General features: G+C 64.7%; 17 protein-coding genes and 3 pseudogenes. 9 read left to right on the forward strand and 11 right to left on the reverse strand.

Annotated elements, in window-relative coordinates; genetic code table 11:
• Positions 1–286: 286 nt before the first annotated feature.
• A pseudogene (locus tag ABD346_RS36000) lies at positions 287–1,071 on the forward strand (IS110 family transposase); the annotation flags it as partial.
• Between the two features lie 82 nt (positions 1,072–1,153).
• Here the strand turns inward: ABD346_RS36000 and ABD346_RS36005 are convergent.
• The 4 genes and pseudogenes from ABD346_RS36005 to ABD346_RS36020 form a co-directional block, all read right to left on the reverse strand.
• The gene (locus ABD346_RS36005) at positions 1,154–2,674 is read right to left on the reverse strand and encodes a reverse transcriptase domain-containing protein (protein ID WP_344380529.1); all 1,521 of its coding nucleotides are present in this window, start codon (positions 2,672–2,674) and stop codon (positions 1,154–1,156) included.
• 7 nt (positions 2,675–2,681) lie between these two features.
• Positions 2,682–5,405, reverse strand: coding sequence for a helix-turn-helix domain-containing protein (locus tag ABD346_RS36010; RefSeq protein WP_344380530.1), 2,724 nt, complete (start codon positions 5,403–5,405; stop codon positions 2,682–2,684).
• A 130-nt stretch (positions 5,406–5,535) separates the two neighbouring features.
• Complete coding sequence (locus ABD346_RS36015; protein ID WP_344380531.1) at positions 5,536–5,784, reverse strand: DUF5372 family protein; 249 nt, start codon at positions 5,782–5,784, stop codon at positions 5,536–5,538.
• Positions 5,785–5,833: 49 nt separating this feature from the next.
• Positions 5,834–6,133, reverse strand: a pseudogene (locus ABD346_RS36020) (reverse transcriptase/maturase family protein); the annotation flags it as partial.
• 532 nt (positions 6,134–6,665) lie between these two features.
• On the opposite strand from ABD346_RS36020, the pseudogene ABD346_RS36025 reads away from it, so the two are divergent.
• A pseudogene (locus ABD346_RS36025) lies at positions 6,666–7,064 on the forward strand (transposase); the annotation flags it as partial.
• A 183-nt stretch (positions 7,065–7,247) separates the two neighbouring features.
• Here ABD346_RS36025 and ABD346_RS36030 read toward each other — a convergent pair.
• Entirely contained in the window at positions 7,248–7,541 is a 294-nt protein-coding gene (locus ABD346_RS36030) for a hypothetical protein (protein WP_344380532.1), read from the reverse strand.
• 159 nt (positions 7,542–7,700) lie between these two features.
• On the opposite strand from ABD346_RS36030, the gene ABD346_RS36035 reads away from it, so the two are divergent.
• The 3 genes from ABD346_RS36035 (at position 7,701) to ABD346_RS36045 (ending at position 9,206) form a co-directional block, all read left to right on the forward strand.
• Positions 7,701–8,156 (forward strand): hypothetical protein, encoded by a 456-nt coding sequence (locus tag ABD346_RS36035; protein WP_344380533.1) that lies wholly within the window; start codon positions 7,701–7,703, stop codon positions 8,154–8,156.
• A 76-nt stretch (positions 8,157–8,232) separates the two neighbouring features.
• The gene (locus ABD346_RS36040; protein ID WP_344380534.1) at positions 8,233–8,427 is read left to right on the forward strand and encodes a hypothetical protein; all 195 of its coding nucleotides are present in this window, start codon (positions 8,233–8,235) and stop codon (positions 8,425–8,427) included.
• Between the two features lie 620 nt (positions 8,428–9,047).
• Complete coding sequence (locus ABD346_RS36045; RefSeq protein WP_344380535.1) at positions 9,048–9,206, forward strand: hypothetical protein; 159 nt, start codon at positions 9,048–9,050, stop codon at positions 9,204–9,206.
• Between the two features lie 407 nt (positions 9,207–9,613).
• Here ABD346_RS36045 and ABD346_RS36050 read toward each other — a convergent pair whose 3' ends face one another.
• From ABD346_RS36050 to ABD346_RS36070, 5 genes are all read right to left on the reverse strand, one after another.
• On the reverse strand, positions 9,614–10,033 hold the full coding sequence (locus ABD346_RS36050) for a hypothetical protein (protein ID WP_344380536.1): 420 nt from the start codon (positions 10,031–10,033) through the stop codon (positions 9,614–9,616).
• Positions 10,034–11,065: 1,032 nt separating this feature from the next.
• Positions 11,066–11,596, reverse strand: coding sequence for an Imm1 family immunity protein (locus tag ABD346_RS36055; protein ID WP_344380537.1), 531 nt, complete (start codon positions 11,594–11,596; stop codon positions 11,066–11,068).
• A gap of 265 nt (positions 11,597–11,861) precedes the next feature.
• Positions 11,862–12,365 carry an Imm1 family immunity protein gene (locus ABD346_RS36060; RefSeq protein WP_344380538.1) on the reverse strand — a complete coding sequence of 168 codons (504 nt, stop codon included), beginning with the start codon at positions 12,363–12,365 and terminating at the stop codon, positions 11,862–11,864.
• 296 nt (positions 12,366–12,661) lie between these two features.
• On the reverse strand, positions 12,662–13,219 hold the full coding sequence (locus ABD346_RS36065) for an Imm1 family immunity protein (RefSeq protein ID WP_344380539.1): 558 nt from the start codon (positions 13,217–13,219) through the stop codon (positions 12,662–12,664).
• A complete protein-coding gene (locus ABD346_RS36070; RefSeq protein WP_344380540.1) occupies positions 13,216–17,343 on the reverse strand; it encodes a DddA-like double-stranded DNA deaminase toxin in 4,128 nt (1,375 codons plus the stop codon). The genes ABD346_RS36065 and ABD346_RS36070 overlap by 4 nt, the downstream gene beginning before the upstream one ends.
• Positions 17,344–17,747: 404 nt before the next feature.
• Between ABD346_RS36070 and ABD346_RS36075 the strand changes: the two genes are divergently transcribed.
• The 3 genes from ABD346_RS36075 to ABD346_RS36085 all read left to right on the forward strand — a co-directional run bounded on the left by ABD346_RS36075 (position 17,748) and on the right by ABD346_RS36085 (position 22,077).
• Entirely contained in the window at positions 17,748–18,251 is a 504-nt protein-coding gene (locus tag ABD346_RS36075) for a hypothetical protein (RefSeq protein WP_344380541.1), read from the forward strand.
• 300 nt (positions 18,252–18,551) lie between these two features.
• On the forward strand, positions 18,552–20,009 hold the full coding sequence (locus ABD346_RS36080; protein ID WP_344380542.1) for an FG-GAP-like repeat-containing protein: 1,458 nt from the start codon (positions 18,552–18,554) through the stop codon (positions 20,007–20,009).
• Between the two features lie 1,648 nt (positions 20,010–21,657).
• The gene (locus tag ABD346_RS36085) at positions 21,658–22,077 is read left to right on the forward strand and encodes a DUF3592 domain-containing protein (protein ID WP_344380543.1); all 420 of its coding nucleotides are present in this window, start codon (positions 21,658–21,660) and stop codon (positions 22,075–22,077) included.
• Between the two features lie 67 nt (positions 22,078–22,144).
• Here the strand turns inward: ABD346_RS36085 and ABD346_RS36090 are convergent, their stop codons facing one another.
• On the reverse strand, positions 22,145–22,573 hold the full coding sequence (locus ABD346_RS36090; protein WP_344380544.1) for a hypothetical protein: 429 nt from the start codon (positions 22,571–22,573) through the stop codon (positions 22,145–22,147).
• A gap of 211 nt (positions 22,574–22,784) precedes the next feature.
• Between ABD346_RS36090 and ABD346_RS36095 the strand changes: the two genes are divergently transcribed.
• Positions 22,785–23,216 carry a hypothetical protein gene (locus ABD346_RS36095; protein WP_344380545.1) on the forward strand — a complete coding sequence of 144 codons (432 nt, stop codon included), beginning with the start codon at positions 22,785–22,787 and terminating at the stop codon, positions 23,214–23,216.
• Positions 23,217–23,639: the final 423 nt, after the last annotated feature.

The following is a 23,639-nucleotide window of genomic DNA, read 5'->3' on the forward strand; positions in this document are numbered from 1 at the left end:
CACCCTCAACTGGCGCGAAACCTGACCCGGGAGCAAACGCCAATCAACGAACCAAACGCTCCCTACGTTGTTCTGCGGGACGTGGTGAGCCCTTCGTATGGTTCATCCACCCAGGGCGTCGGGTGAGGCTTAAAACGCTCTGCCACTGGTGGCTTTGACTGATTGGCCGCCCGGCGCCCACGACGACTCGGCTGCCAATTGGGAATTGCGAATGATCGCTCTGTAGGGAGTCGACAGCGAGGTCGTCTGTGGGAGGCAGCAGCAGAACAACACGTGGAGGCACTACATGGCCGAGATCTGGGCCGGCATCGACGCAGGCAAGACCCACCACCACTGTGTGGCGATCGACGGGAGTGGCCGACGAGTGCTCTCACGGCGCGTCGTGAACGACGAGCCCGAACTCCTCGAACTCCTCACCGACGTCCTGGCCCTGGCCGAGGAGGTGACCTGGGGCATCGACCTGGCCGACGGTGGCGCCTCCCTGGCCATCACGATCCTCCTCGACCACGACCAGCCGGTGCACTACATCTCCGGCCGGGCCGTCAACCGGCCTCCGAGAGCTACCGCGGAGAAGGCAAGACCGATGCCAGGGACGCCGCTGTCATCGCCGACCAGATCCGCATCCGACGTGACCTGCATCCCTTACGCACCAGCAACGAAACCGTCACCGACCTCAAACTCCTCACCAGCCGTCGCATGGACCTGGTTGCCGACCGCACCCGCACCGTCAACCGCCTGCGAGCCCAACTCACCGGCATCTTCCCCGCACTGGAACGGGCCTTCGACTTCACCAACACCGGCCCGCTCACCTTGCTGACCGGCTATCAGACGCCTGCGGCCATCCGCCGGATCGGTGCCAAGCGGCTGGAGACGTGGCTTCGAAACCGACACGTCCTGCGGCCTGACCGGCTTGCTGCGATCGCCGTCCAGGCCGCTGAAAGGCAGCACACCCGCCTCCCCGGGGAGAAGCTGGCCGCCCAGCTGGTGCACACGCTGGCGAAGGAGGTGATGGCCTACAACCAGCAGGCCAAAGAGCTCGACAAGGACATAGAAGACCGGTTTCGCGACCACCACACCTTCGGTGAAGTAGGCCGCCGACGAGGTGCCCGTGGCTCGGGTCCTTTTCCGACGGCCCCTTCCCGAACCGTGCTGACTAGTTTCCCAGTACACGGCTCTCCAGTGATCGGTTTCGGGTGGAGGTTGTTGCCCTCCCTGCGTGGATCTCTTGGTGGCAGTTCGCGCAGACCACGAGGGTCTTGCGCTTGCGTTGTGCCATCAGGTGGACCCACACTCCTGGCTCCGGTCGGCCTGGTCGTTTGAGATCTGCGAGTTTCCGGATGTGGTGGACCTGAAGTCCTTCCGTTGCCTCGCACATCTCGCACTGTCCGGCAAGGAGCCGGTGTATCAGCTCGTTGTACCGGTAGTCCGTGGCTGGCTGGAGATCAGAAATCGGGGTGACTCGCTGCCATTTGAGGGGAATTCCGCCGAAGCGGGCGACCAGTGGCTTCCTGTCCTTGTCGCGCTCAACTGTGACCTCGAAGCACCTTCTCGGTCCGTCAGGCGTACTTATGGTCGTCTGGTATCTGTACGCCATCTTGCTGACGGTGGAGTTGTGTTTTGCGGCCAGAGTTTTGAGCAGTGAGACTGCCATGACCCAGCGCAGGCGGCTCAGGCGAAATACGTCCTGAGCCATCAGGTAGTACTGAACCATGCCCCGGTACTCTGCCCCGAATTTTCCGACGATTGTGAAGTCGGCGTCATGCAGGAGCATGCTGCGATGCCAGGGCCTTCCCTTCTTCATGTAGCGGGCGCACCGTTCCCGGATGACGTCCTTCGGCACGTAGAGCCCAATCCCACCGTTGACTGCCCTCCTTCCGGCGGTAATTTTGGTGTCGGCGTATTGAGTCCTGATGTCGTAGCCGAGGAATCGCGCTGCCTGGCTGGCGGCGTGAGTGATCAGAGTTTTCGACTCCGAGAGTTCCAGCCTGAGTTCGTTACGGAGGAACGACCGGACCCTCGACTTGATCTCCTCGGCCTCATGCTTCGGACCAGCGAACCCCAGAAGGAAGTCGTCGCAGTAACGCACATACCGAAGGCGTCGATAGCCTGGGTCGGCAGGGTCCCGACTTGGCAGGGTCCGGCGCTCGCGTCGAAGCGCGTTTGCCAACTCCTGTTCTCCACGTCGTTGAGCCGTTTCGATCCGGTTCTCGATGTCTCGGTAAGGCGGATAGGGGCGACGAAGCCTTCCACGGTTGTATTCCGGGACCAGCTGCTCTTCGATGAACCGGTCGAAGCGATCCAGGTAGATGTTGGACAGCACGGGCGAGGCAACTCCGCCTTGTGGAGCGCCACTCAGGGTGGCATTCCACCGCCAGTCCTCCAGATACCCGGCCTTCAGCATCCGGTGGATCAGTCGCAGGAACCGGCCGTCGTGGATGTTCTCTCCTAGAACTGCGAGCATGACCTCGTGGTTCAGGCTGCCGAAGCAGTCAGAGATATCGCCCTCAACAAACCAGTGTGTTCCCGCCCAGGTGTTAGCCACTTCCCGCAGAGCGGTGTGGCATCCCCGGCCGGTACGGAAGCCGTGGGAGTGATCGGAGAACTGGACGTCGTAGTAAGCGTCTAGCAGAAGCCGGACGACCTCGGCGACCAGCTTGTCCGACCACGGCGGCATGGTGGCTTCATACTGCCCCTCCTGCTGTACTCATTCGGGATTGGGGTGTGAACTTCCTGCAGTTCAAGGCCCGTTGGCGGCATGCTGCCTCCACGCCCGGGGTCCAGGGGATGCTGACGCGGCCGCCAGCGGCGCGGTGGGCGGTGAGGTCGCCCTGGTAGATCCAGTGGTAGACCGTGCCGGCCCGGATGCCGAGCCGAGCGGCCGCGTCCTGGACGCTGATCTCACCGTTTTCAGAGATCTCAGCAGGCAGCGGATGACTGCCGGGGCCGGTGGGGCCTGGGTGTTTGGGCTGCGCCAGCTGCCAGCGGAGGTCGGCCTCGATGTCGTCGTCCCAGGCGATGGCGACGCGGCCGTTGCGCAAGTGGCGGGCGGCGAGGCGTCCGGCCCGGATCTGGTAGGCGATGGCTGCGGGCAGCGCGCCCAGGCGGGCCGCGGCCTGCTGGATGCTCAGCTCATCGTGCCCCTCGGACAAGGGGCGACTGCCGGGCCCTTGCGGGACGAACTGTTCGGGGTGGGCGAGCCAGTTGCGGCAGGCGGTCTCGGTCTCCTGGTCCCAGGGGATGCACCAGCGGGTGTCGGGGCCCTTGCGGGCGGTGAGCCGGCCGATGCGGATCCAGTAGTAGAGGACGTGGCAGACCACGCCGAGCCGGTCGGCGGCCTGCTGGACGGTGATCTCGCCCGGTCGGATCTCGCGGGGGACGAGGTCGTGCGGGATGAGGTGGCCGGAGGCGTCGATCTGGCTGCGGCAGGCGGCTTCGACCTGCTCGTCCCAGGGGATGCACCATCGTCCACCAGGCTCTTTGCGACCGGCCAGTCGGCCGTGGGTGAGCCAGTAGTAGACCGCGTTCGCACTGATGCCGAGGATCTCCGCGGCCTGGTCGACACTGACCTCGCCGTCCTGGAACGGGGACGGAGCGGGGATCTGGTAGGTGTAGCGGACCCACTTGACGGCCGCGACGGTGTAGCACTGTCCGGTGCCGGTCATCAGCCCGGCCCGGGCGAGCTCGGCGGTGATCTCTGCGTTGCTGTGGGTGGGGCTGAGCCGGGCGATCAACTCCCGTGCCGCAGCCGGGGTCTTGCGGACCTGGGCCGAGGTGTGGGGGCGGCGGATGTCGAGAACGTCGGTCGCGCCGGTGTGCCAGCGCACCCCGATCCGGGCCCGGGAGCGGTCCGTCTCGGGCAACAGCGTGACGTCCGAGATCAAGGTCCGCAGCAGCCGCTTGCGATCCCGGTCCTTCGTCGTGTCGGCCCACCACAGCCTGGGCAGATCGGCGGCGAGTGCCCGCAGTCCGTCGCGGTCCGGCAGTGCCGGCCGGGCCTCGCGGACCTGGGCGAGTGCCGCCTCGGCCTCGGCCAGGGCGACCAGCCGGGCCTCCCAGCGGGACTCAAGCGTTCGGGCGACCAGCCGGTTCTCCGGCTCGACCGCATTGAAGGCGCGCTCGGCCCGCTGGGCGTCGAACCGGGCCCGCTCGACGGCGAGTTCGGCCGCCCGGTGGGAACGGCTGTGCCGGACGGTGACCTCGTCGGCGGCGGCCAGGGCCCGCTCGATCTGGCCCGGGGACAGCGCGCTGAGCAGCAGACGGGCCACCGGCTCATCGACCGCGTCGGCCCTGATCGAGCGGCAGGTCGCGGTGGCCTCGTGATCGGCGCGCGACGACGAACAGCCGTAGGCCGCCTGCTGGTACTCGTAGTACCGGGTGGTCATGGGGCGTCCGCACGAGCCGCAGAGCATGATCCCCTGGCACAGGGCCAGGCCCTCGCGCGGTGGACGGGCCCCGTCGTGGGTGCAGTCCGCCTTGAGTTTCGCCTCGTTGGCCAGGTAGTCGTCCCAGCTGATGTAGCCCTCGTGGTGCCCGTGCAGCACGATCGGCCACTGCGCGCGGGGCCGCAGCACGATCCCGGTGTGGACGCTGCCGTCCGGGCGGACGGTGCGCCGCGTGAGATAGCGGCCGTAGACGTAGGCGCCTGCGTAGCACGGATTGCGCAACAGCCCCAGCACCCGCGAGTGCGTGAGCTTGCCCCAGCGCAGCTGACCGGCCCAGATGCCGCCGTAGGCACGCAGCGGAAAGCGCCGCCCGACGAACGAGCCGACCACCTTGAACGCCGAGCCCTGCTCCTGGAACACGGCGAACACGGCGGCGATCGCCGCCTGGACCTCCTGGTCCGGGTCGATCACGCAGCAGCCCTCGTCGTCGTAGACGTAACCGACCGGCAGCGGGAACCGCAGCTCGCCCCGCTCCGCCGCGGCCCGCTTCGCGCCGTGCAGCCGGCCGGCGAGGATGTGCAGCTCCGCCTCCGACATGCTGCCCTTCAAGCCGAGCAGGAGACGATCGTTGATGTCCGCGAGATCGTAGACGCCGTCGGCGTCCACCAGCAGCGCGTCGGTCAGGCGGGCCAGCTCCAGCAGGCGGGCGAAGTCCGCCGAGGAGCGGGCCAGCCGGCTCACCTCCAAGCCGAAGACCGCCCCCACCTCGCCCAGGCAGACCTGCGCGACCAGGTCCCGAAACCCCAGGCGCTCGGATCCGAACTTCGCCGAGCGGCCCAGGTCCGCGTCGATGACGAGCACGTCCTCACGGGCCCAGCCCAGCTCCACAGCCCGTTCCACCAGGTCGTACTGCCGCAGCGTGGACTCGGTGTTGTCCCGGACCTGTACGTATGTCGACTGCCGCAGATAGATCGCCGCAGTCCTGGAGCGATGCGACGTCGTGATCTTCGACAGCCCGTTCATGACCGCCGCCCAGCGCCGACTCGATCATGTTGGCCAGCACCGTCACCTGCTCGCACAACGCACCCACCTGCGGCATCAGCCCGCACCCCCGGCCCCATCAAGGACCGCGTCCGGCTCATCCCCGCCGCCTTCACGATGCCCCGCCCACCGCTCGCTCACCCCGGCGGACGAGCGCATCCGCCAACTCCCGGGCAGCACAGAGCTGTTCAACCGAGAGCCGGTGGTCCAACGGCACCTCCCCACGATCCGTCCACGCCTGCGGCAGCGTCACCGTCCGGGCCACCCCGTACGCGCACACGAACACCAGCGCACCACCCCGGCGCTTGGCGTACAGAATCTCCAGACGCTCGCCCACCATCGCGTGGAACGGATGCGTCACCGTCACAAAACCCAAAGACGGCCTGGACAAACCGGCACTATGCCGTGACCGTCGGCAGACCTAGCGGACGCCTCCCCACTTTCTTGGGAATGTAGACCCGCTTGGCCGGTGACCAGCGATACGTCTCCGAGCGCAGGAGCTCGATGATCGTCTCGATTTTGGTCAGTGACATGCCGTCCACGGTTTCCCCAGTGGTCCCCGGCGTCATCGACCCTCGGTTCGAGTAGATACGCCCGTAGGCCACAAGGAACAACTGCGGGTTGAACAGCTGCCTGTAGAGCCTCTCCAATGGCAGGCCACGCCTGCCACGTTCCCGAATGACGTTCAGCACCGTTTCGGCGCTTTGCATTACGCATACCTCCCTTCGCTGAACGCCTCGTTCACCTACACCCCTTTGCCCTGTGCACCGGCTTTCCCGGGCTCCATGGCGGGTCGTTACTCCCGCGACTACTACGGGTGCTCCGTCACCGTGGGGCTCGCGCCCTTTAGGCGATCCCGTGGTACGTCTTCGTTGTACGTATCGAGCACGACGTAGGCCGCCCACTCATCCCCTTGTCCGTCCTCGTTGGACGAAATCCCGTGCCACAGAGGTTGTCCGGGCCTCACTTCGATGCCTGGACATGGCACGGTGCCGGTAACAGGCGTTGTTCCGACGGGCGTAGCGGTTGACACCATTCGGGGATTGGACTTCAAGCAATTCAGCCTTGGCCATATCGTGCGGGCCTTGCAGCACCTCATCCTGAACGCCTCCAGATGACCACCACTTTCCTGGCATGCTATTGTCCCCTCGCGCTTTCGCGTCCAGGTAAGCCAGGCGACCCAAGAACATTCCTCTGAGTTCCTCCCAACTGCGTCGGGGATACAACGAAGCGCCTCACGGCGCACAGGTGATCACCAGCATGCCCGGCCTGGGCATCATCCTCGGCGCCGAGTTCCTGGCCGCCACCGGCGGCGACATGACCGTCTTCGGCACCGCCGACCGCCTCGCCGGCTTCGGCGGCGTCGCCCCGGTGCCTCGCGACTCCGGCAAGATCAGCGGCAACCTCCGCCGCCCCCAGCGATACAACCGGCGCCTCCAACGGGTCTTCTACACCTCGGCGCTGTTCAGCATCCGGCACTGCGAGGAGTCGCGCCGGTTCTACGAACGCAAACGAGCCGAAGGCAAGCGCCATACCCAGGCCGTGCTCGCCCTTGCCCGTCGCCGCGTCAACGTCCTGTGGGCCCTCCTCCGCGACGGGCGACGCTACGAGCTCTCACCACCCAACGCACTCGCGGCTTGACAGACGGCATTGGGAATCAGTCAGTCCTGCACCTCTTCAGCGACAGTGACGCCGTCGTGCTCATGAAGCGTGTCGGGCAACACCGCGCGGCGAATCCGCCGTGTCAGGGTCCGTGTCATGAGCCAGCAGCTGGTGGTGGGGCGGTTTCCGTCGAGCTCCTGTCCTCCCGGGCACGTGCAGGCGTCAGTCCCAGATGGGGCGGTCCGGGTTGTTGATGTAGTAGATCCAGTAGGCGAGTCCTGCAATGAAACCGGCGCCGCACAGGGCCAGGTCGACACCTGCACGGCCCGCGCCGACTCCTTCCCGTCGAGCCAACAGGAAAGCGCGAGCGCTCACGGCGAGCCCGGCGGTGGCAAGTGGTAGGGCCAGCAGCCAGGTAAGACAGCAGAACCAGCAGCCCAGGGACAGCCCCCCGAGGAAGGTGCCCATGGGGAATCGGCCGGGCGGTGCTGTCTTGGGATCCTGTCTGCTGGTCATGGCACAGATCAAAGCAGCAGGTCAAGGGTGCGACTGTGCCGGGGTCAGGGGAGATCGTGACGAACGATCGCAATGCCGCGAGGGGTACTGGCAGAGCATGATGGCCATGAACAGCCTTACCGGGTCAGCGCGGTACGTGCCATGAGGAAGCAGCAAGACTTGAGTGCAGCAGACGACATCCGGTCCACGTTCCTTTTCCATCCGCCCGTTGACGATGCCGCCGCCTGGCAGATGACGGTCGAGGGGTTCGTTCACGCCCTCACGGCGGCATTTCCCGAGGCGTTCACGAAGTACCGCAACAGTGGTCTCCGCGGGAACTCCGTCGTGGACTTCGAGGTCGAAGTGCAGCCGGAGATGTGGGTGGAGGGTGTTGCCAGCACTCCGGTCGAGAACAGTGCCGTGATCACCCTGGTGGGCGCGACCAGCGCAGAGGCCGCGCACTTCGCGCTGTGGCTGCGCAGCGGTCTCGTACCTCGTCCTGATCTCGTCCGTTTCAGCAGCGAACGGGCGCTGGACAGTGGGGACGACACGCAGTGGCAGATCCTTGCCGGCGGCGGCTTCGAGGAGCTCCGGGCAGTCGTCGCCGAGCACCATGAAGCATTGGAGGACGAGTGACTGCCCCGTCCTGAGGCGCCCGGGCAAAGCTGGTCAACGACCGTTACTCTGGCGGGCGTTGGGGAGTTGACTGCCCATGGATGACTTCGCTGCTCCCGTGACCGGCACGCATTCCGACGCCCCGCGCGAGCCCCCAATCACGATGGTGGAGGCGCGGGAGGCGGTGCGGCTGCTGATGCATTTCGCCGAGGCCGGCGACGGGGACAGTGACGAGGCGCTGGACGTGTATCGGCTGGCTACGGACATCGCGGGACGGCTGCCGCCAGAGTGACATCACCCGGCGGCCTGGTGGTCAGGGAACTGGCATCCAGGCGCGCCTCGACCGAGGTCACATCCCGCGGTCAGGGCCGTGCCACGGGACTGGGCGGTCCTCCGGGCTCATGGGCAAGTGCCGGAGCTCCACCGGGCCCGGGTAGAAATACGTCCCGTTGGGATGGATGACCTCCTCGCCGATGAGGTGCCGGCGGAGCCACTCGGCGAAGCCCATGGGGTTTTGCCAGTACCGCCTTCGTCCCGGTCGTGCACCACCATGCTCCAACCGGGTGTCCGCGGGCTGCAGCTGAGGAAGACGTGGAAGCCAAAGTCGGTCGACAGCGCGGAGATCAGGACCCCCTCAGCACCGGTGTCCGGGTGTGGAAGACCGTCCCAGTCGGCGTCTCGGAATGCTTGCTCAGGGTGAGTCTGTGCGGGCGAGTACGGTATGGCTTCAGCGGACCGCGACTTGTTAGAGGGCCAGTTCAGCGACGGGTGCGGGATGGTCGATGGCGACGGCGCCGAGGCGGATGTGGACGGCTCCGTCGGTCTCCTCGATGTGGTCGACGGTGAGCTGGGAAATCGCTGTGGTCCACTGGGCATAGAGCGAAGGCCTCCCTGCGGCGCCTCGTCCAGGCCATGCTGGCCAACCTGCTCGTCCTCGTCGCGCTCTTCGCTGGCTACGTCCTGCACGAGCGCCCCACGATCCTCCCCGTCATCGCGGGCATCGCCGGGCTGTTCGCCATCGGCGGCGTCATTCTCACCTCCGTCAAGCTCGTCAACCGACGGCGCCCATGACCCCAGCCCCAACACGAGGCACCACCTGGCGGCTCGACCACCGAACCGACGCGTCCCGCCGAAGGCCTGGGCAGATCGGAGACCCGGGAGACGAACGCACGCAGCCGCTCCAACAGGATCCTTGACGGAGCGGCCGATGGGCCTCCGCGCTCGGGACGCGCCGTACCTCGATCCCGCCGAAACCCTCTCGCCTCCAGAGGATGCCTGAAGGTTATTCAGAACTGTTGTCGCAGGCCGGGGGAAGAGGCGCGATCCCCGTGGCCTCGTGCGCAGCCGAGTACTGCTCCACGAGGGCGCCCACGCAGCGGCGAGACATGATTGCGTTGCTCTCGTGATCCCGAAATCCTCATGGCCCACGGACTTCTGAATAACCTTCCCAGTATTGAGCCATCCCGCTACGGACGCCCTCAGGAAAGGCCCCACCTGATCAATACATAGAGAATCTGTACGCCGCCGATTCCCGCGACCAGGATCTCTCCCCGCAGCCTCGCGATCCGCGGATGACTTTCTGCCACGAAGACCTCGTGCGGTTGCCTTGGGTCGTAGGAAATGGTCAGCACCTTGTTCACCCTGACGGATTCGCCCTTGGTGCGCAGCGACGCGAGCTTTCTCTCGTCGCCGACCGGGATCCGTTCCAGCGTGTGTCTGACGATCCCTCCGGATTCACGTTCCACGGCGATACACCGCGCGCGCGTGCTAACCCTCCTCCGATAGGAATAGAGATCCGAAATGGCCAGCCCTACCGCGCACAAAATCCAAGCCACACCTCCTGCGAAGATCCACCAGCGCCCCAGCGAAAGAGCACCGGAAAGAGCAAGCGTCACCACCTGAACCCCCTGTCGAAGCAAAATATGATCTCGCCGTCAGGCGAGGGCGGCAAAAAACCAGCATGCTAGGCCCAGCGCCAGGAACAGGAGCACGGCCCTGCCGTGCGTAAAGCGTGGATAGGATTTTCCCACATAGACCAGGTGCGCATTCGCAGGGGCCGGGTCATAGGATATATAGACCTCGTCCCCCACCCTGAGCCTTGCGTTCTTGCCTGTGCGAAGCAGGACCCTTTTGCTTTCACGACCGACGGTTTTCCTGCGCAGTAGGTGCCTGTACTTGCCGCCCGGCTCGCGCGTCACACTCTCACAGCGAGCCGACATCAGAACGCTCCGTCGATAGGAACGCGTATTGGAAATGGCCAGTGCCACAGCGAGAACAATCCACGCTAACCCGGTCAGAAAACTAGCAAGCACACCAAGCCCCCAATAACCAAAGACCTATAAACTCATCGCAAACTAGCACGAGGCAGCGAACAAGATCAACAACTGCTTCGTCACTCGCCCTGAAAACCCGGCGGGCATCCACCGCACGAAAGGAGGGTCGGCGCCCTCTGGCAGACGTCCAGCCCTACCGGATGCACAGACCGTAGTCGTAATCGGCCAAAGAAAGAGCCGGGCCCGAATACGTTCCGAACGGCAAGATGCCAACTGCCCGCGGCCTTCGAGATCCCGGGCCGGCCACCCCCTGATCAACTCCCTCGGCGAAGAATCCCCCCGCAGTCTCGTCAGACCGTAATGATATGCCGGTGCTGGCTGAGCCAGTCGGCGAAGGTATCAACCGTGTGATCGGGCAGAACTGCGCCGAAGCGCCGACTTCGCCGGACGGCGAACTCGCCGCCATCGCGCACGCTAAACCTTCGGAAAGGCCCTAACAGAATCACGGTGACTACTTTCTGCGAAATGCAGCCTGATCCAACCGCAGCGGCCCGAATGGGATGGCCCTTTGCTAACAAAGCAACGTGGTGGGTTCCTCTCAACCGAGGAGAGCAACCCACCACGCCAATATAGGCCTTGGCCTCCTAGGATCAGGCGCTAACCTTCGTCGCGCTCACCTGTGGGCTGCCCCTTCACCCAATGGACGGATTCCGGCCGGGCGCCACTACCCGCGCGGCAGAACTCTTGCAGAGCCGCACGAATACGACTCACAGGGAGAGCGTTGCGCGAATCGTGATAATAGGGGACGTGCACGTCGATCAAGATCTCGGGGCCGAATGCCACAGGCTCCGGATTGTCGGATACCCAGGCCCAGTCGGCCATATCGCTCTGGGTCTTCTCGTTGATTTCAGAAGCACGGTTGGCGTCAACATACCAGACGAGCCCACCATGCCCATTGCTGAAATTGACTGTGACTTCCAGGCTGTTGTCCGGCCACTGGACGGAGGCACCTTCGCCAGGAGCGCTCTCCATGAAACCGAATGATGCAGTTTCACAGTCCAGCTCGAACCCGGGCGCCTGCACGGTCTCTGCGGGAAAACCAGACAGGAAGCGTTCGACCACTTCTCTCATTTCCTCTGCCGACTCGGCGTAGTGAAACCTGCCGAAGAAACGGGCCACAAGAATCACACTTATACCTTCCCTGCAGAATTCTCGGGATCCGGGATCACGTCACCGGTTGCCGGGCAATACCGCACTACATGGGGAGAAAATTGCGTGATTCCCTAGCTTTGCAAGGCTTTAGCCGTCGGAGGCTTTACTGCAAACAGCGTGACGGACCGCCCATCCAGCTTGCGGGCTGTCACAAGAGATCGGGGCTGGACGCAGATGCCCCTGAAGGGTGCCTCACGCCTGCGCGGCGTGAGGCACCCTTCCCATGATCAGCTTCAGCGCGTTACACGGTTTGGTCCAGCAGTAGCCATGGGACACATTCCGGGCGTTCCCCCGTGCGAGCTCTGCAGAATTCTTCGACGGCGTCGCGGACTTGCGCTACAGGGATGGCAGCCTCAGGCGGGTAGTAACTGGGCGTTCCTGGATCGAAGATCAGCTTGGGATCGAACGATGGGGGGGTGGGATTTCCGGACGTCCAGATGAACCTGGAAACGTGATCTTCGTCGGCCCCTTCAGGCGTGTCCGGCGTCCACCATCTCAGCGCCCCATATCCGTTCCGGGTGTTCACGGTGACGTAGAGGAAGTTTCTTGCCCACCTCTCGTCAGTCTCCTCAGGATATTTCCCTTTGACGATACTGACCACTGCCTTCTCGGGCATGACAGCATACCCGTCAGGGGTGGTGGATCCTTGCGGCAGGTCGTTCATGATGTGGTCGATGAGCGCATCGACCTGACCGTCGGTCCTGGCGTAGACGGGACCTTCGTGCGTGGTGCCAAGAACCATCATGAGGCTATCGTCCCTACTTCCTCTTAGCCGTACCCTTGAGCGGAATGCCCTTCTCCAACCCGGGGCAGTGCACCCATAGGGTTTGATCCTTGTAGAGGATGGCGAGAACAGCCTGCAACGTTCTCGGAAGTCACACCAGCACGGCGCTCTCTTCCGATTTAAGGACCCGCTACGGAGACCCTCGCCTCGACGCACCCGACTATAGAATTTTCCGAAAAAGCCGTGACGGTCCGCCAGTTCAACTGGCGGACCGTCACGATCGGGACTAGAGAGGAGGGCTTTTGAAGGCTGTACCTCTAGGCGGCACTATCTTCCATCCGCTCGCCGGTTTCCTGCCCCTTGACCCACTGGATGCAGGTGGGCCGCTCCCCTGACCCCATGCGACAGAATTCTTCAATTGCCGCTCGAACCTGAGATCCTGGAAGAGCATTTCTTATGTCGTGATAGGAGGGGCCTTCCGGGTCGATCAGAATTTTTGGATCGAAGTCCGGCGGACTCTGACTGTCAGATACCCATGGCCAGTCCGCCATGTCACTGTTTGTCTTTTTGTTGATTTGCTCGGCTCGCCCAGTGTTTACCATCCAGGCAAGCCCGCCATACCTGTTCTCGAAATTAACCGTCACGAGCAGGCTATTGTCTGGATATCCTTCCCACCAAGCCGGGTCGACGCCTGCGGGGATCTCGGTTTCCGCGAAACCGAAGAAGGCCGTTTCGCATTCGGACGCGGATCCCGGAGGAAGGTCGCTCCGCCCCGGGGGGCCTGCAAGGAAGGCGTCGATGACTGCAGACATCTCCGATGGGCCGTCCGCGCAGCGGTACTCGCCGAAGAAATGAGCTACGAGAATCACGTTCACCGCTTTCCGAGAATTACAACTGGGTTCTGAGCACCAGGATAGTACACCGTGAGCGAGGACCCCTTGGAGAGGATTGATTCGACAGCGTTGGTGCAGTTCATCCGGTTGCTGCAGACGCCGTTACTGTTATTGATCACAACAGTAGCGTGGTCAATTCCGTTCTGCTTCATCAGCGCGGCATACTTCGTCTCCACATGCGTGGCGATATTGAACTTGACACCAGCAGGCTTCCCTCCGTAAAGAGGGGAAGGCGAGGTGCGCAGGTACTCGTTCGCTACCGCATAGAGATCGTCTTCCCCGCTCAGGAGGTCATCGTACTTTCCGCCCAGGCCGGCGATGCGTTTGCCGTTTGCGTCTCTCAGTGCCCCCTGGGTCTTGTCACCGGTCTTGAGGTAAGGGCGGAGCTCGTCGAAGGTTTTACCCACCCAGATGGGGCAGCCTTCGTCGTTGTTGTGGACGAGGACGTTGGTGGTGCCGGTGGAGACGTAGTAGGTGTGGACGCCGTCGACGGTGAGGTCGTAGGCGTCACTGAGACCCTGCCAGTCGCGCGTGTTGACGACCGCGGTGGTCTTGCCCTCTGAGGTGCGGAGGGAGTCGCCGTCCGTCAGGTCAGCGGCGTTCTTCCAGCCCCGGTCCTTGTCGGACCAGAAGGGGTGATGGCTGGTGGAGGTGAGAGTGGAGCCGTCGGTGAGGGTGACGTCGGTGAAGTTCCGGTCGTCAGGAGTGTGAATGGTGCGGGTGACGGTGCGGGGGCCGGTCTCCCCGGTGGTGGGGTCGGTGGCGGTGACACGGTCGCCCGGTTGAATCTGTTCGATGGATCGACCGGTGCCGTCGGCCATGAGGACCTTGGTGCCGGCGAGGAAGCTGTGTGTGGCCGCGCCCACGAGGCAGCCGACGGAGCGCTGGGTCTTTCGGTAGTCCTTGAAGGCCTCGATGCCGTCTTCGATCTTGCCGAGGAGCTTCACCTTGCCCTGGGGCAGGACACCCGCGACGGCCATGGTGCAGCCGAGTGCGGTGGGGTTCTTGATGCACTCCTTGATGTCGTTGAGGCCGGAGAGCTCCCAGATGAGGTTCCGCAGGACGGGTTCGTCTTCCCACACCCGAAGTTCGGAATCTTCGGGGTGGGCGAGGCACGGCATGATCGGCAGCAGGCTGTCCCGGCTGGCGTACGGGATGCACACCCGCTTGGGCTTCTTGCCGTCCTGCTCCCGCTGGCGGTCCTCCATTTCCTGGCGGAGGGCCTCCTTTGCCTCCTTCTCGCGGAGGTCGAAGACTGATTGCCAGGCGCCCGTGGACGCGGCCTCGGCTTCGTCGCGGCTCTTGCCGGCGGCGAGGGCGGACTGCAGGGCCTCTGCCTTGGCGGCATTGGCTTTCTGGGCGGACTGGCGGGCGTAGGCGGCGGAGAACTCCGCGTCGGCTGCGGAGTTCTCCGCGGCGGTGGCGTCCTGTTCCGCCCGGTTGGCGGCATTGCGTGCTGTGGCGGCCGACTTGGCCGCGTCGGCTGCCGAGGCGGCGGCAGCATTGGCGGACGCGTTGGCGTCGGCCGCGTAACCGGCGGCGGCTGCGGCGGACTTCTTCGCCTCGGCCGCGGCGACGTCGGCGTCGGCCGCGGCTGCCTTGGCCTTGGCAGCGGCTTCGGCGGCGCGCCAGCGGTTCTCCATGGCCTTGGCGGCGACCTGCTGGCCCTCGGCGAGGAGGCGCTCGACGAGATGGATGTGGTTGGCTGCCAGATCATCCTTGCGCTGGGCCATGTACTGGCCGGTGGTGACGAAGGCGTGGAGCAGGTCGGGCGGGCCGGCCAGTGCGATCTTGGCGGCTGCCTTGACCTCGGGCCCGCCGGTGTTGGTCAGCCGGGCGGCAGTGACCTTGTCGTCAGTGATCCGCTCGCTGTACTGGGTGGCTTGCAGGAACGTGGCCAGTGCCTTGCCGCTGCCATCGGCAAGGGCCTTCTTGGCAGCCTCGGCGACGCTGGGCCCGCCGGTGTTGGTGAGCCGTGCGACGTCGACCTTCATCTCGTCGACGGCGACGGTGTACTGGCCGCTGGTGTAGAAGCCCTGAATCTGTTCGGGTGCGCCCTTGAGAGCCTCGGTGGCCGCCGTGCGCACGGCGGCGTAGGGACTCTGGGTGCTCAGGCGGACGACGTTTTCGCGGATGTCGTGCTGGCTGGCTTCTTTCCAGCGGGTGCGCAGGTAGTCCAGGACGTCCTGGTCGGTTCCGGACAGCGCGCGGGCGGCAGCCTCCTGGTGCCAGGGGCCCCGCATCTTGAGTGCCTGCATGGCGAGCTCGCGGCCCTTGGCCGCGGTGGCCTTGACGTCCACGTCGGGCCGGGCGGCCGTCTGGGCCAGGGTGGCGGCGGTGTCGTTCAGGGACAGGGCCTCCACCTGGGCCGAGGCGGAAGCGGCGATGTGGGCCTCGCCGTTGGACTTCAGCGACCGGGCCTGCTCGATGGCGCCCTCGGTGCGGGTCTGCAGGTCGACTGCCTCCCCCTCGCGGGCGAGGGCGAAGATCTCCTTGGCCTTGGCCACTGCCGTACCAGCTGTCTCCGCTGCCTCCTTGGCGGCATCGGCACCTTTTTTGGCACGGTCCGCGTAGGTGGCGGAGTCTCCCGCGTGCTGGGCTGCCTCGTCCGCGAAGTCGGCTGCCCTGTTGGCGTGTGCGGCAGCCGAGTTCGCGCAGTCGCGGGCGGCGAAGGCGGCCGCCGCCGCGCGGTCGGCGTAAGCGGCGGAGCGGTCGGCCGCAGCGTTGGCGGCGTTCGCATGCCGGCGGGCCTCGGTCGCGGCCTGGCGGGCCTCGGAGGAGTGCACTCCGGCGGCGTCCGCGTAGTTGTTGGCCGCGTCCGCCGAATCAGCGGCGTCGTTGGAGTTCGAGGCAGCGCTCTTGGCCGCGCTCGAGGCAATCTTCGCGGCGGCGGAAGCCAGTCCCGCGTGGTGGGCGGCTGTGGCGGAGGCGGTCGCGAGCTGTGCCGCGAACCTCGCGCCGCCGGCGGACTTGCGTGCGTTGTCCGCCTCGTCGGCGTTGGCGCCCGCGGCGATGGCCGCGTTGTAGGCCTTGTTCGCCGCGTCAGCAGCCCCCGCGGCGGCAGCAGCCGTCTGGGAGGCGGCGAGTGCCGCCCTGCGGGCGGCACGGTTGGCGGCGTTCGCCGATCCGATGGCCTCCTGTGATGCCTGGGCCGCAGCCCGGGCAGCGTTGGCGGCCTCCTTCGCCTTGACCGCCGCCTTCTTGGAGTCGGTCTTGGTGTCCTGCATCTCGGCGGCGGCCTTCTTCGCGGCCGCCTTGGCCAAGTTGGAGGCCTCGATCGCCTTCTTGGAGTCCGCCTCCGCCTGCTTGGTGGCGTCCTCGGCCTGCTTGCCCGCTTCCTTGGCCTGCTCGGTCAGCTGGGCAACAGAGGCGTACTCCTGGTCCCGGTTGCGGGCGACGAACTGTCCGACCTCCAGGAACTCGGCAATGTCCTCGGGCGTGCCCTGCAGAGCGACAATCGCGGCCGCCTTCACATTCGGGCCGCCCGTGTTCGTCATGCGGGCGACATCGACCTTGTTGTCCTCCTGACGCGCCTCGTACTGTCCCGACTGCAGGAAACGCTCACGGTCTTCCGCCGTGCCCTGCAGGGCTTCCTTGCCGGCGTCGCGCACGCTGGAGCCACCGAGGGTGACCATCCGGGCGATGTCGACCTTGGCGTCCTCATCCTGCGCGTCCTCAAAACCGTCGAGCAGGAACCTCTCCAGCTCACCGGGCGACTTGAGCATCGCAGCCTGGGCGGCCTGCCTTACCTCAGGCCCACCGGTCATCGCCAGCCGGGCGGCGTCGACACGGTTGTCGTCGTACTGGATGGACGGAGCGTCCTGCAGGAACTTGCGGATCTCATCGTCGCCGCCCAGCAGGGCTTTTTCCGCAGCCTCCTTCAGGTCATCCCCGCCGTGCTGCCAGTAACTCACAATCTGACCGCGCGCATCGGCCGGCACTGCGGGCGCATCGGCGGCAAACGCGTTCGGTGCCCCAAGAAGTCCCGACAGCAGGCCAGTTGCCAGCACTGTTCTGAGCACGCGTCTGCGTGCCGAAAATCGTTGAAGTGTTCCCAAGCCAAGAGACCGGGACGGTATACGCCGTTTCATTCGGCGGGCCCCCATTTTTCTGACTGCACATCGAAACTATGGCCCGGCCCGTCGCAGGGATCGGCGGAAGAACAGCCGAGTTACCCAGGCGCACACACGAGCACTTTCCTGCAGTGTCAGCGCGACAGTAGTGCCGACGCATTCGATCCGGACCGAGCCGGACGATCGTACAGCGGGCCTTAAGCGGTCCAGTCCTGGGGGCGTACAGGACTATCCACACCAGCATCTGACGAACACGCAGACACAGAGCCGAGTACGGCGCCCAATACGGCAAGGAGAGGAGGGTTGTACGACATCTGCCAATTCTTCTGAGATACCTGTCACAGGCAGGCCGGTGTGAAGGCAGGCTGCAAATGTGGTTAGCTCTCCGGGACTTGATGGGACCTTTATGTCCCGACCCTGATTGCGAAAGGCCCCTCATGGCTATATCCCGTGTCCGCAAGCTGCTGATGACTGGCCTGGCCTCTGCGTTCGCGGTGACCGCTACAGCCCTCGGAGCGGCACACGCGGTGACCGGAAGCACCACTCCTGCAGCAGCTGCCAGCGACGAGATGCCCTCCACGATCGAGGACTTCAACTACCCGGACGCTGCAAAGATTCAGGCCGAAAAGGGGATCACACTCAAGCGCGGCGACGGGCACATCGTCTTGACCGCCTGCGACGGCACCGAGGGCATCAAGGTCATCAGCAAGACGGGGCAGAAGGACTACTGCTTCGCCGTCAAAGCCAAACGGGGCTACGTCGCGCTGGAACTCGCCAAGGCCTACGGCATCTGGACCAAGGCCGACCCGGTGAAGACCACCATCAAGGACCCCGACGGAGACATCACCGTCATCAACGCGCCGGCCAATACCTTCACCGGCTACGGCGAGGCAACTGCCGAGAGGGTGCCCGCCTCCCTCATCGAGCTCCGCGTCGGCTGACCCAGCCACCACCGGCAATCCATCTCCACCACGGCTTATCAACAGGCTTGCCACACGGGCCTGTTCACCAATCTGCAGCGCTGCACACTGCAGCAAATCAGCAACCCATTGACAACCGCGACGCATCAGCGTGACGCCCCACCAACAAAGGCCGCTCGCGACCTTGGGGCCTGCTTTGCACCACCGCACCCATTCATAAGGACCACCATGTCTGGAAAGAGTTCACGCACCGCGTGGCTCACTGGCCTGTTCGCTCTCACCACAGCCACGGGTCTCTTGTCCGTCACGCCTGCCGGTGCCTTGTCAGGCGCCGATGCCAAGGACAGCGACCTCGGCTACACGGTCAAGCTGAACTTCGGTGACAAGCAGGGCTGTTCGGGCGCGCTGGTCGAGGCGCAGTGGGTGATGACGGCGGCGTCGTGTTTCGCTGAGGGTGGTCAGCCGGCGAAGTCGGGCAAGCCTGCGGTGCGGACGACGGTCACGGTCGGCCGTCCCGACGTCGGTGCGGCGTCCGGCAGCACGGTGGAGGCCGTGCAGGTGAATGTGCATCAGGACCGTGATGTGGCGCTGGTGCGCCTGGCCTGGCCGATCGCCGGCGCCAGGCCCATCAAGCTCAGTACGTCGGCTCCGGTGGCCGGTGAGCAGTTGCAGTCGGTGGGCTTTGGGCGGACGAAGTCGGAGTGGGTCCCGAACAAGCCGCACTCGGGCACCTTCACGGTCGCCTCGGTCGAGGGCGGTTCGATCGGGTTGAACGGGTCGGATGCGGCGGTGCTGTGCCAGGGCGACGCCGGCGCGCCCGCAGTGCGGAACGTCAACGGCACCCCGGAACTGGCCGCGGTCAACAGCCGCTCCTGGCAGGGCGGCTGCCTGGGCACCGACCCGGCCGAGACCCGCACCAGTGCCCTGGACACCCGTGTCGACGGCCTGGGCACCTTCATCCAGCCCATTGGCAACACCACGCTGGTCCGGCCGCAGCTGGCCAAGCTGCTCCCGGATGTCACCACGGTGATGACGGCCGGTGACTTCAACAACGACGGGCGCAGCGACCTGGCGGTGGTCCTCAAGGACGGCACCCTGCACACCTTCGCCGCCCGGGACGACGGCACCTTCGAGTACGGGCGCCAGCTTTGGCCCGACGGCAGCTGGAAGGCTGCCACCAAGATCGTGGCCGGTGACTTCAACGGCGACGGCCAGATGGACATCGCCTCCGTCTGGAACGACGGCCGCCTCCGTGTGTTCGCTGGGAAGCCGGACGGCACGCTGACCGACGGCAAGCTCATGTGGACGGACACCAAGACGAACTGGAACGGCATGCTCCAGATCGCCCGGTTCAAGCCGGACACCTCCGGCCGCGACGGCCTGCTCACCGTCTGGTCCACCGGCGACCTGTACGCCTACCCCGCCAACGGCGACAGCGTGCTCGGCGACTCGCAGAGCATGTGGAAGGACCCCTCCTGGAAGATCGCCTCCAAGCTCACCACCGGCGACTTCAACGGCGACGGCCGCGACGACGTCGTCATCACCGACGGCGCCGGCGCACTGGTGCGCTACGGCAACGGCAAGGGCGGCCTGAGCGACGGCGTGTCCATGTGGCCCGACAAGAGCTGGAAGAGCGTCCAGGCCATCCTGGGCGGAGACTTCAACGGCGACGGCAAGACCGACCTCGGCAGCCTCTGGAACAACCAGCAGAAGTTCACCGTCTACCAGGGCAACGGCGACGGCACCCTCGCCGGCGGCACCAACTACTGGAACCGATGAGCACTTAGCCCCTCCCCGCTGAAACGCCAGGCGGTGTGGCCTGCCCCTCGCGGCAGGCCACACCGCCCGTACCGGTGACGGCGCCCTCTCACGTCACCGACGGGCCGGCACAAGCATTCCTGTGGACCGCTGGTGATCCGGAAGTTCCACCGCCCGGCCCGCGGTCCAGACTGCCGTCGGCTCTGCCGCCGGGTCTGACAGACAGGCAGCTCATCGTCGGTCGGCGGGAGTTCAAGTCATGGCTGCCCTCAGGCGGAGTGCGGCCGTCGCGCCCCTGCATGTGGCTCAACAGAATCCGTGGGCGGAGCGCAGGCTTCTGGCTGTGGGTGTCACCCCACGGAATCGCATATTCACGAACTCCCGGGTGGGCGCTTGTCAGCAGGCGTGTGAGAGCCGTCCGAGCGGGCGTGCGAGTGGAGTCGGAGTACGTGATGGCGGCAGGGCTAAGCCCGTCCGGCCGTCAGGCGAAACCCGCCCTGGTACACAGGGCCTTCCGGTGAACTGTCCGTACAGACGCTGCACGAGAAAGGCGCTCCATCCGCTTGTGATGCTTTGCGATGTATTTTCTATCGGTTTCTGAGGGGCTTCGATGCTGAACTGGGCGCTTGCGCACTTTATGTTGTTTCTCTACTTACTCATTATGGGCCTCGCGCTGGCGGTATTCGTAATACCGTTCGTTGTCTACCCATTCCTCGTGGAACGCAGGCTTCGGAGGGCGGGAATCTCCGTTCCAGCCGTTTGTACTGGAGCTTCTTGGAGCGAGGGCAGGGTCTCGGAGTACTTCAAATTCAAGACTCTGGACGGATATCGAGCCTCATACAAGAGCCCTCTCGCGGATGGTCGAATTTCATCGGACGGTGCGGAGGTCTTGATAATTTACGACCCCAAGGCGCCGCATGGCAGAGCCCGGACCGAAATGGAATTGTTTGGCGGGAGGTCGCAGCTGCGCGGCGATGTGCGCTTCGGAATCCTGCTTATGGTGACCCTGCATGTAATGCTGCTCCCCTTCATCGTTCTGTTCTCCCTGTAATATTGGGGAGCTCTTGAGCAGGCGGAGTACACCATGGTTTAAGGCGCTCGTGAGTTCTTTGCGGTGACCCACCGAAAAGTGGCAGGGCCGGCAGAAGACCAAAGAGCGGAAAATCCGAGATGCTCTATCGGGTGGATCCGAAGGTCGCCGCCTGGTGGAACGAGCTGGAGCACTGATCGGGGGACGCCACTGGCCGACAACAGCCGCTCCCCTGGTACGGCTGACCCCAGCCGGCGACGCCGAGTCCGTAGTCGATAACGGCCATGATGGGCTAGACCTGGGCAGATATGCCTCCAGCGTGTAGCCGCAGGCGGGGTCTGGGCTGGAAGCCCCTGCGGATAGTGCCATGCCCAATCCGTAATTCCGCTTGATACGCTGTTGATCTTGCTGCATATCGAGCAGATGGGCTTCTGTCATGTTAACTCTGAGCATTCTTGGCCTCGGCGTGTTCTCGCCGGTGCCGTTCGTCCTGGCGTTCCTGCTTGCCCCCCCCCGGATCAGGAACAGAAAGCTAGTCATCTGGAACGACGCGATTTCCTGCTCTGCCACCGCATCCGTTCATTTCAGGTGCTAGCGTGACCTCACCCTTGGCTCCGCTTGGAGAGGTGTACCGCCCAAATGGGTGTCATTCTCGTGATAGGCCTCGGCCTGTCAGCGCCACTGCCCTTCTTTTATGCATTTGTGATAGCCCCCCGTCGGCGATCCCGAACCCTGAAGCAGCGAGGAATCACTGTTCCTGGAGCCTGTGTGAGAATTTCATGGGATGAGAACGCGTCGATATCGACTATCAAGTACGTCACGACCAACGGCCTCAGGCATGTTCATCACACTCGGCCGAACTATTCCATGCCAATAGAGCCGGGCGAAGCCGTTGAAATAGTCTACGATCCATTTAATCCCCATCGGGCGCAGCTGGCGCAATGGGTGGACGGAACGCCAGATCAAAAGTCCACCACCCGAAACATGATGATCCTGGAGGGTTTTTTCCTCATCCCGCAAGCACTCTGGGTCTATGTGATTTTGTACAATATTTTCTGAGACGTCCGGAAAATTTCGTGAGCGGCAGTGCTGTACCTCGGACTCGATTTCTGTACGGCCCTGAAGGTCAGGAAAGGAAGCTCTGCAGCTGAAAGGGGGTAGGCAGAGGATAAGCCGGGACCTGCTCGTTCCCTACAGGTTCGTCTGGTGAAGCACCTTCGGCCTGGCTGGGCCGCGGCACCCCCTCCGGATAATCCAGCGGGTCGGAGCCCTCTCCCGAATTGATCGTGGCCGTCATCCAGTTGGCCACCGCCAGGTGGTCCACCGTCGCGGCCAGCAGATGGGTGGATGCGTCCCACTCCACCGCCTCGCCGTGCAGGTCGCGGTTGACCGCGCTGTCGCGTGGCAGGTGCGTCACCAGGACCGCGAGGCAGCGGTACGACACGGCCCCACGGTGCCAGTCCGGCAGGTCCACGCCGTAATGGCGCAGGAGGTCGGCTTCGAGAGCCTCGGCATGTTCTTCGGCGAACGCTGACACATCGTGGTCGTGAAGCATCGCCGTCTTGACCTTGCAGGCTCTCGTGACGGGTAGGTATTGACCCGCTCCGAGTCCCACCGCGGTCCCCGACCTTGCGGCCGAGCTCCGCCCCTTTCTCTGCTCTGTGTCGGCACCCAACCCACTGGCATGCTGGGGACCCCTACCTGGTTACAGTGATCAACGTACGTCGAGTGAATGGCGGCTACGCCGCCTCGTAGAAGGAGACCGCGTGAGCGGACTGGTATTCACGCGCAGCCTTTCCACACAGCATGGATTGGTAGCGTTCCATGACTACGAGACCGAGGACTATCCCATCGGCTCTGGCGGCGAGGTTGATAGTGTCTCCCTCCCCGGCAGCATTTTTGCCACAGCGAGGAATGACCCGGTAGGCGACGTCGAGGCGCGTGTCTACGTAGGGGAGCCTGACATGCCGAACGGGCGACTTGTGCTTGATCGGACCATGGTCTTCCAGTCGTCCTTCCTTTCGATCACTCGCGTCGGAGATTTCGAAGAAGAGGACGTCAAGCTCCCCCGCCCGGGCAGCTGGAACGTGCGGGTTTTCGTGGAGGGAACACCCCATCCGCATACGGTGGCCCTCTGCTTCGACGAGGCGGAGTGGACAGCCGCAGGCGGAGAAATCACAACGGTGTCCGCAGAGTAACTCGGACATCGAGTGGGCGCGTCGTTGATTCCGGGCTTGACGTCCAATCGGCGATAGAGCTGGAGTTTGTGTGAACTGGGGGCCATCCTGGTGGGTGGTCCCCACTTCACGTATCTAAGTACCGTCAGGCGTACCGGCGAAAGGTGATGGTTAAGCTCGGCGCGCGCAGCCACCCCGGGCAGCGTGTGCCGACGATCGCCTTGGAGTTGGGGCTCGGGTGAGGTCAGCGGCCACTACCTCGAGACCGGCTGCGTGGGCCCGGCCGTCGCCCACTGAGCCTTGTCGTTCGATGCGGCCTCGACGTCGGCCGCGTAACATCCCGCATCACACAGGAGATCGAGCCGGGTATGACCCGTATCCCCCTCACTGAGCGTTTGGTTCGTTGATTGGCGTTTGCTCCCGGGTCAGGTTTCGCGCCAGTTG

The organism is Streptomyces mauvecolor (genome assembly GCF_039532965.1).
Lineage (GTDB): Bacteria > Actinomycetota > Actinomycetes > Streptomycetales > Streptomycetaceae > Streptomyces > Streptomyces violascens.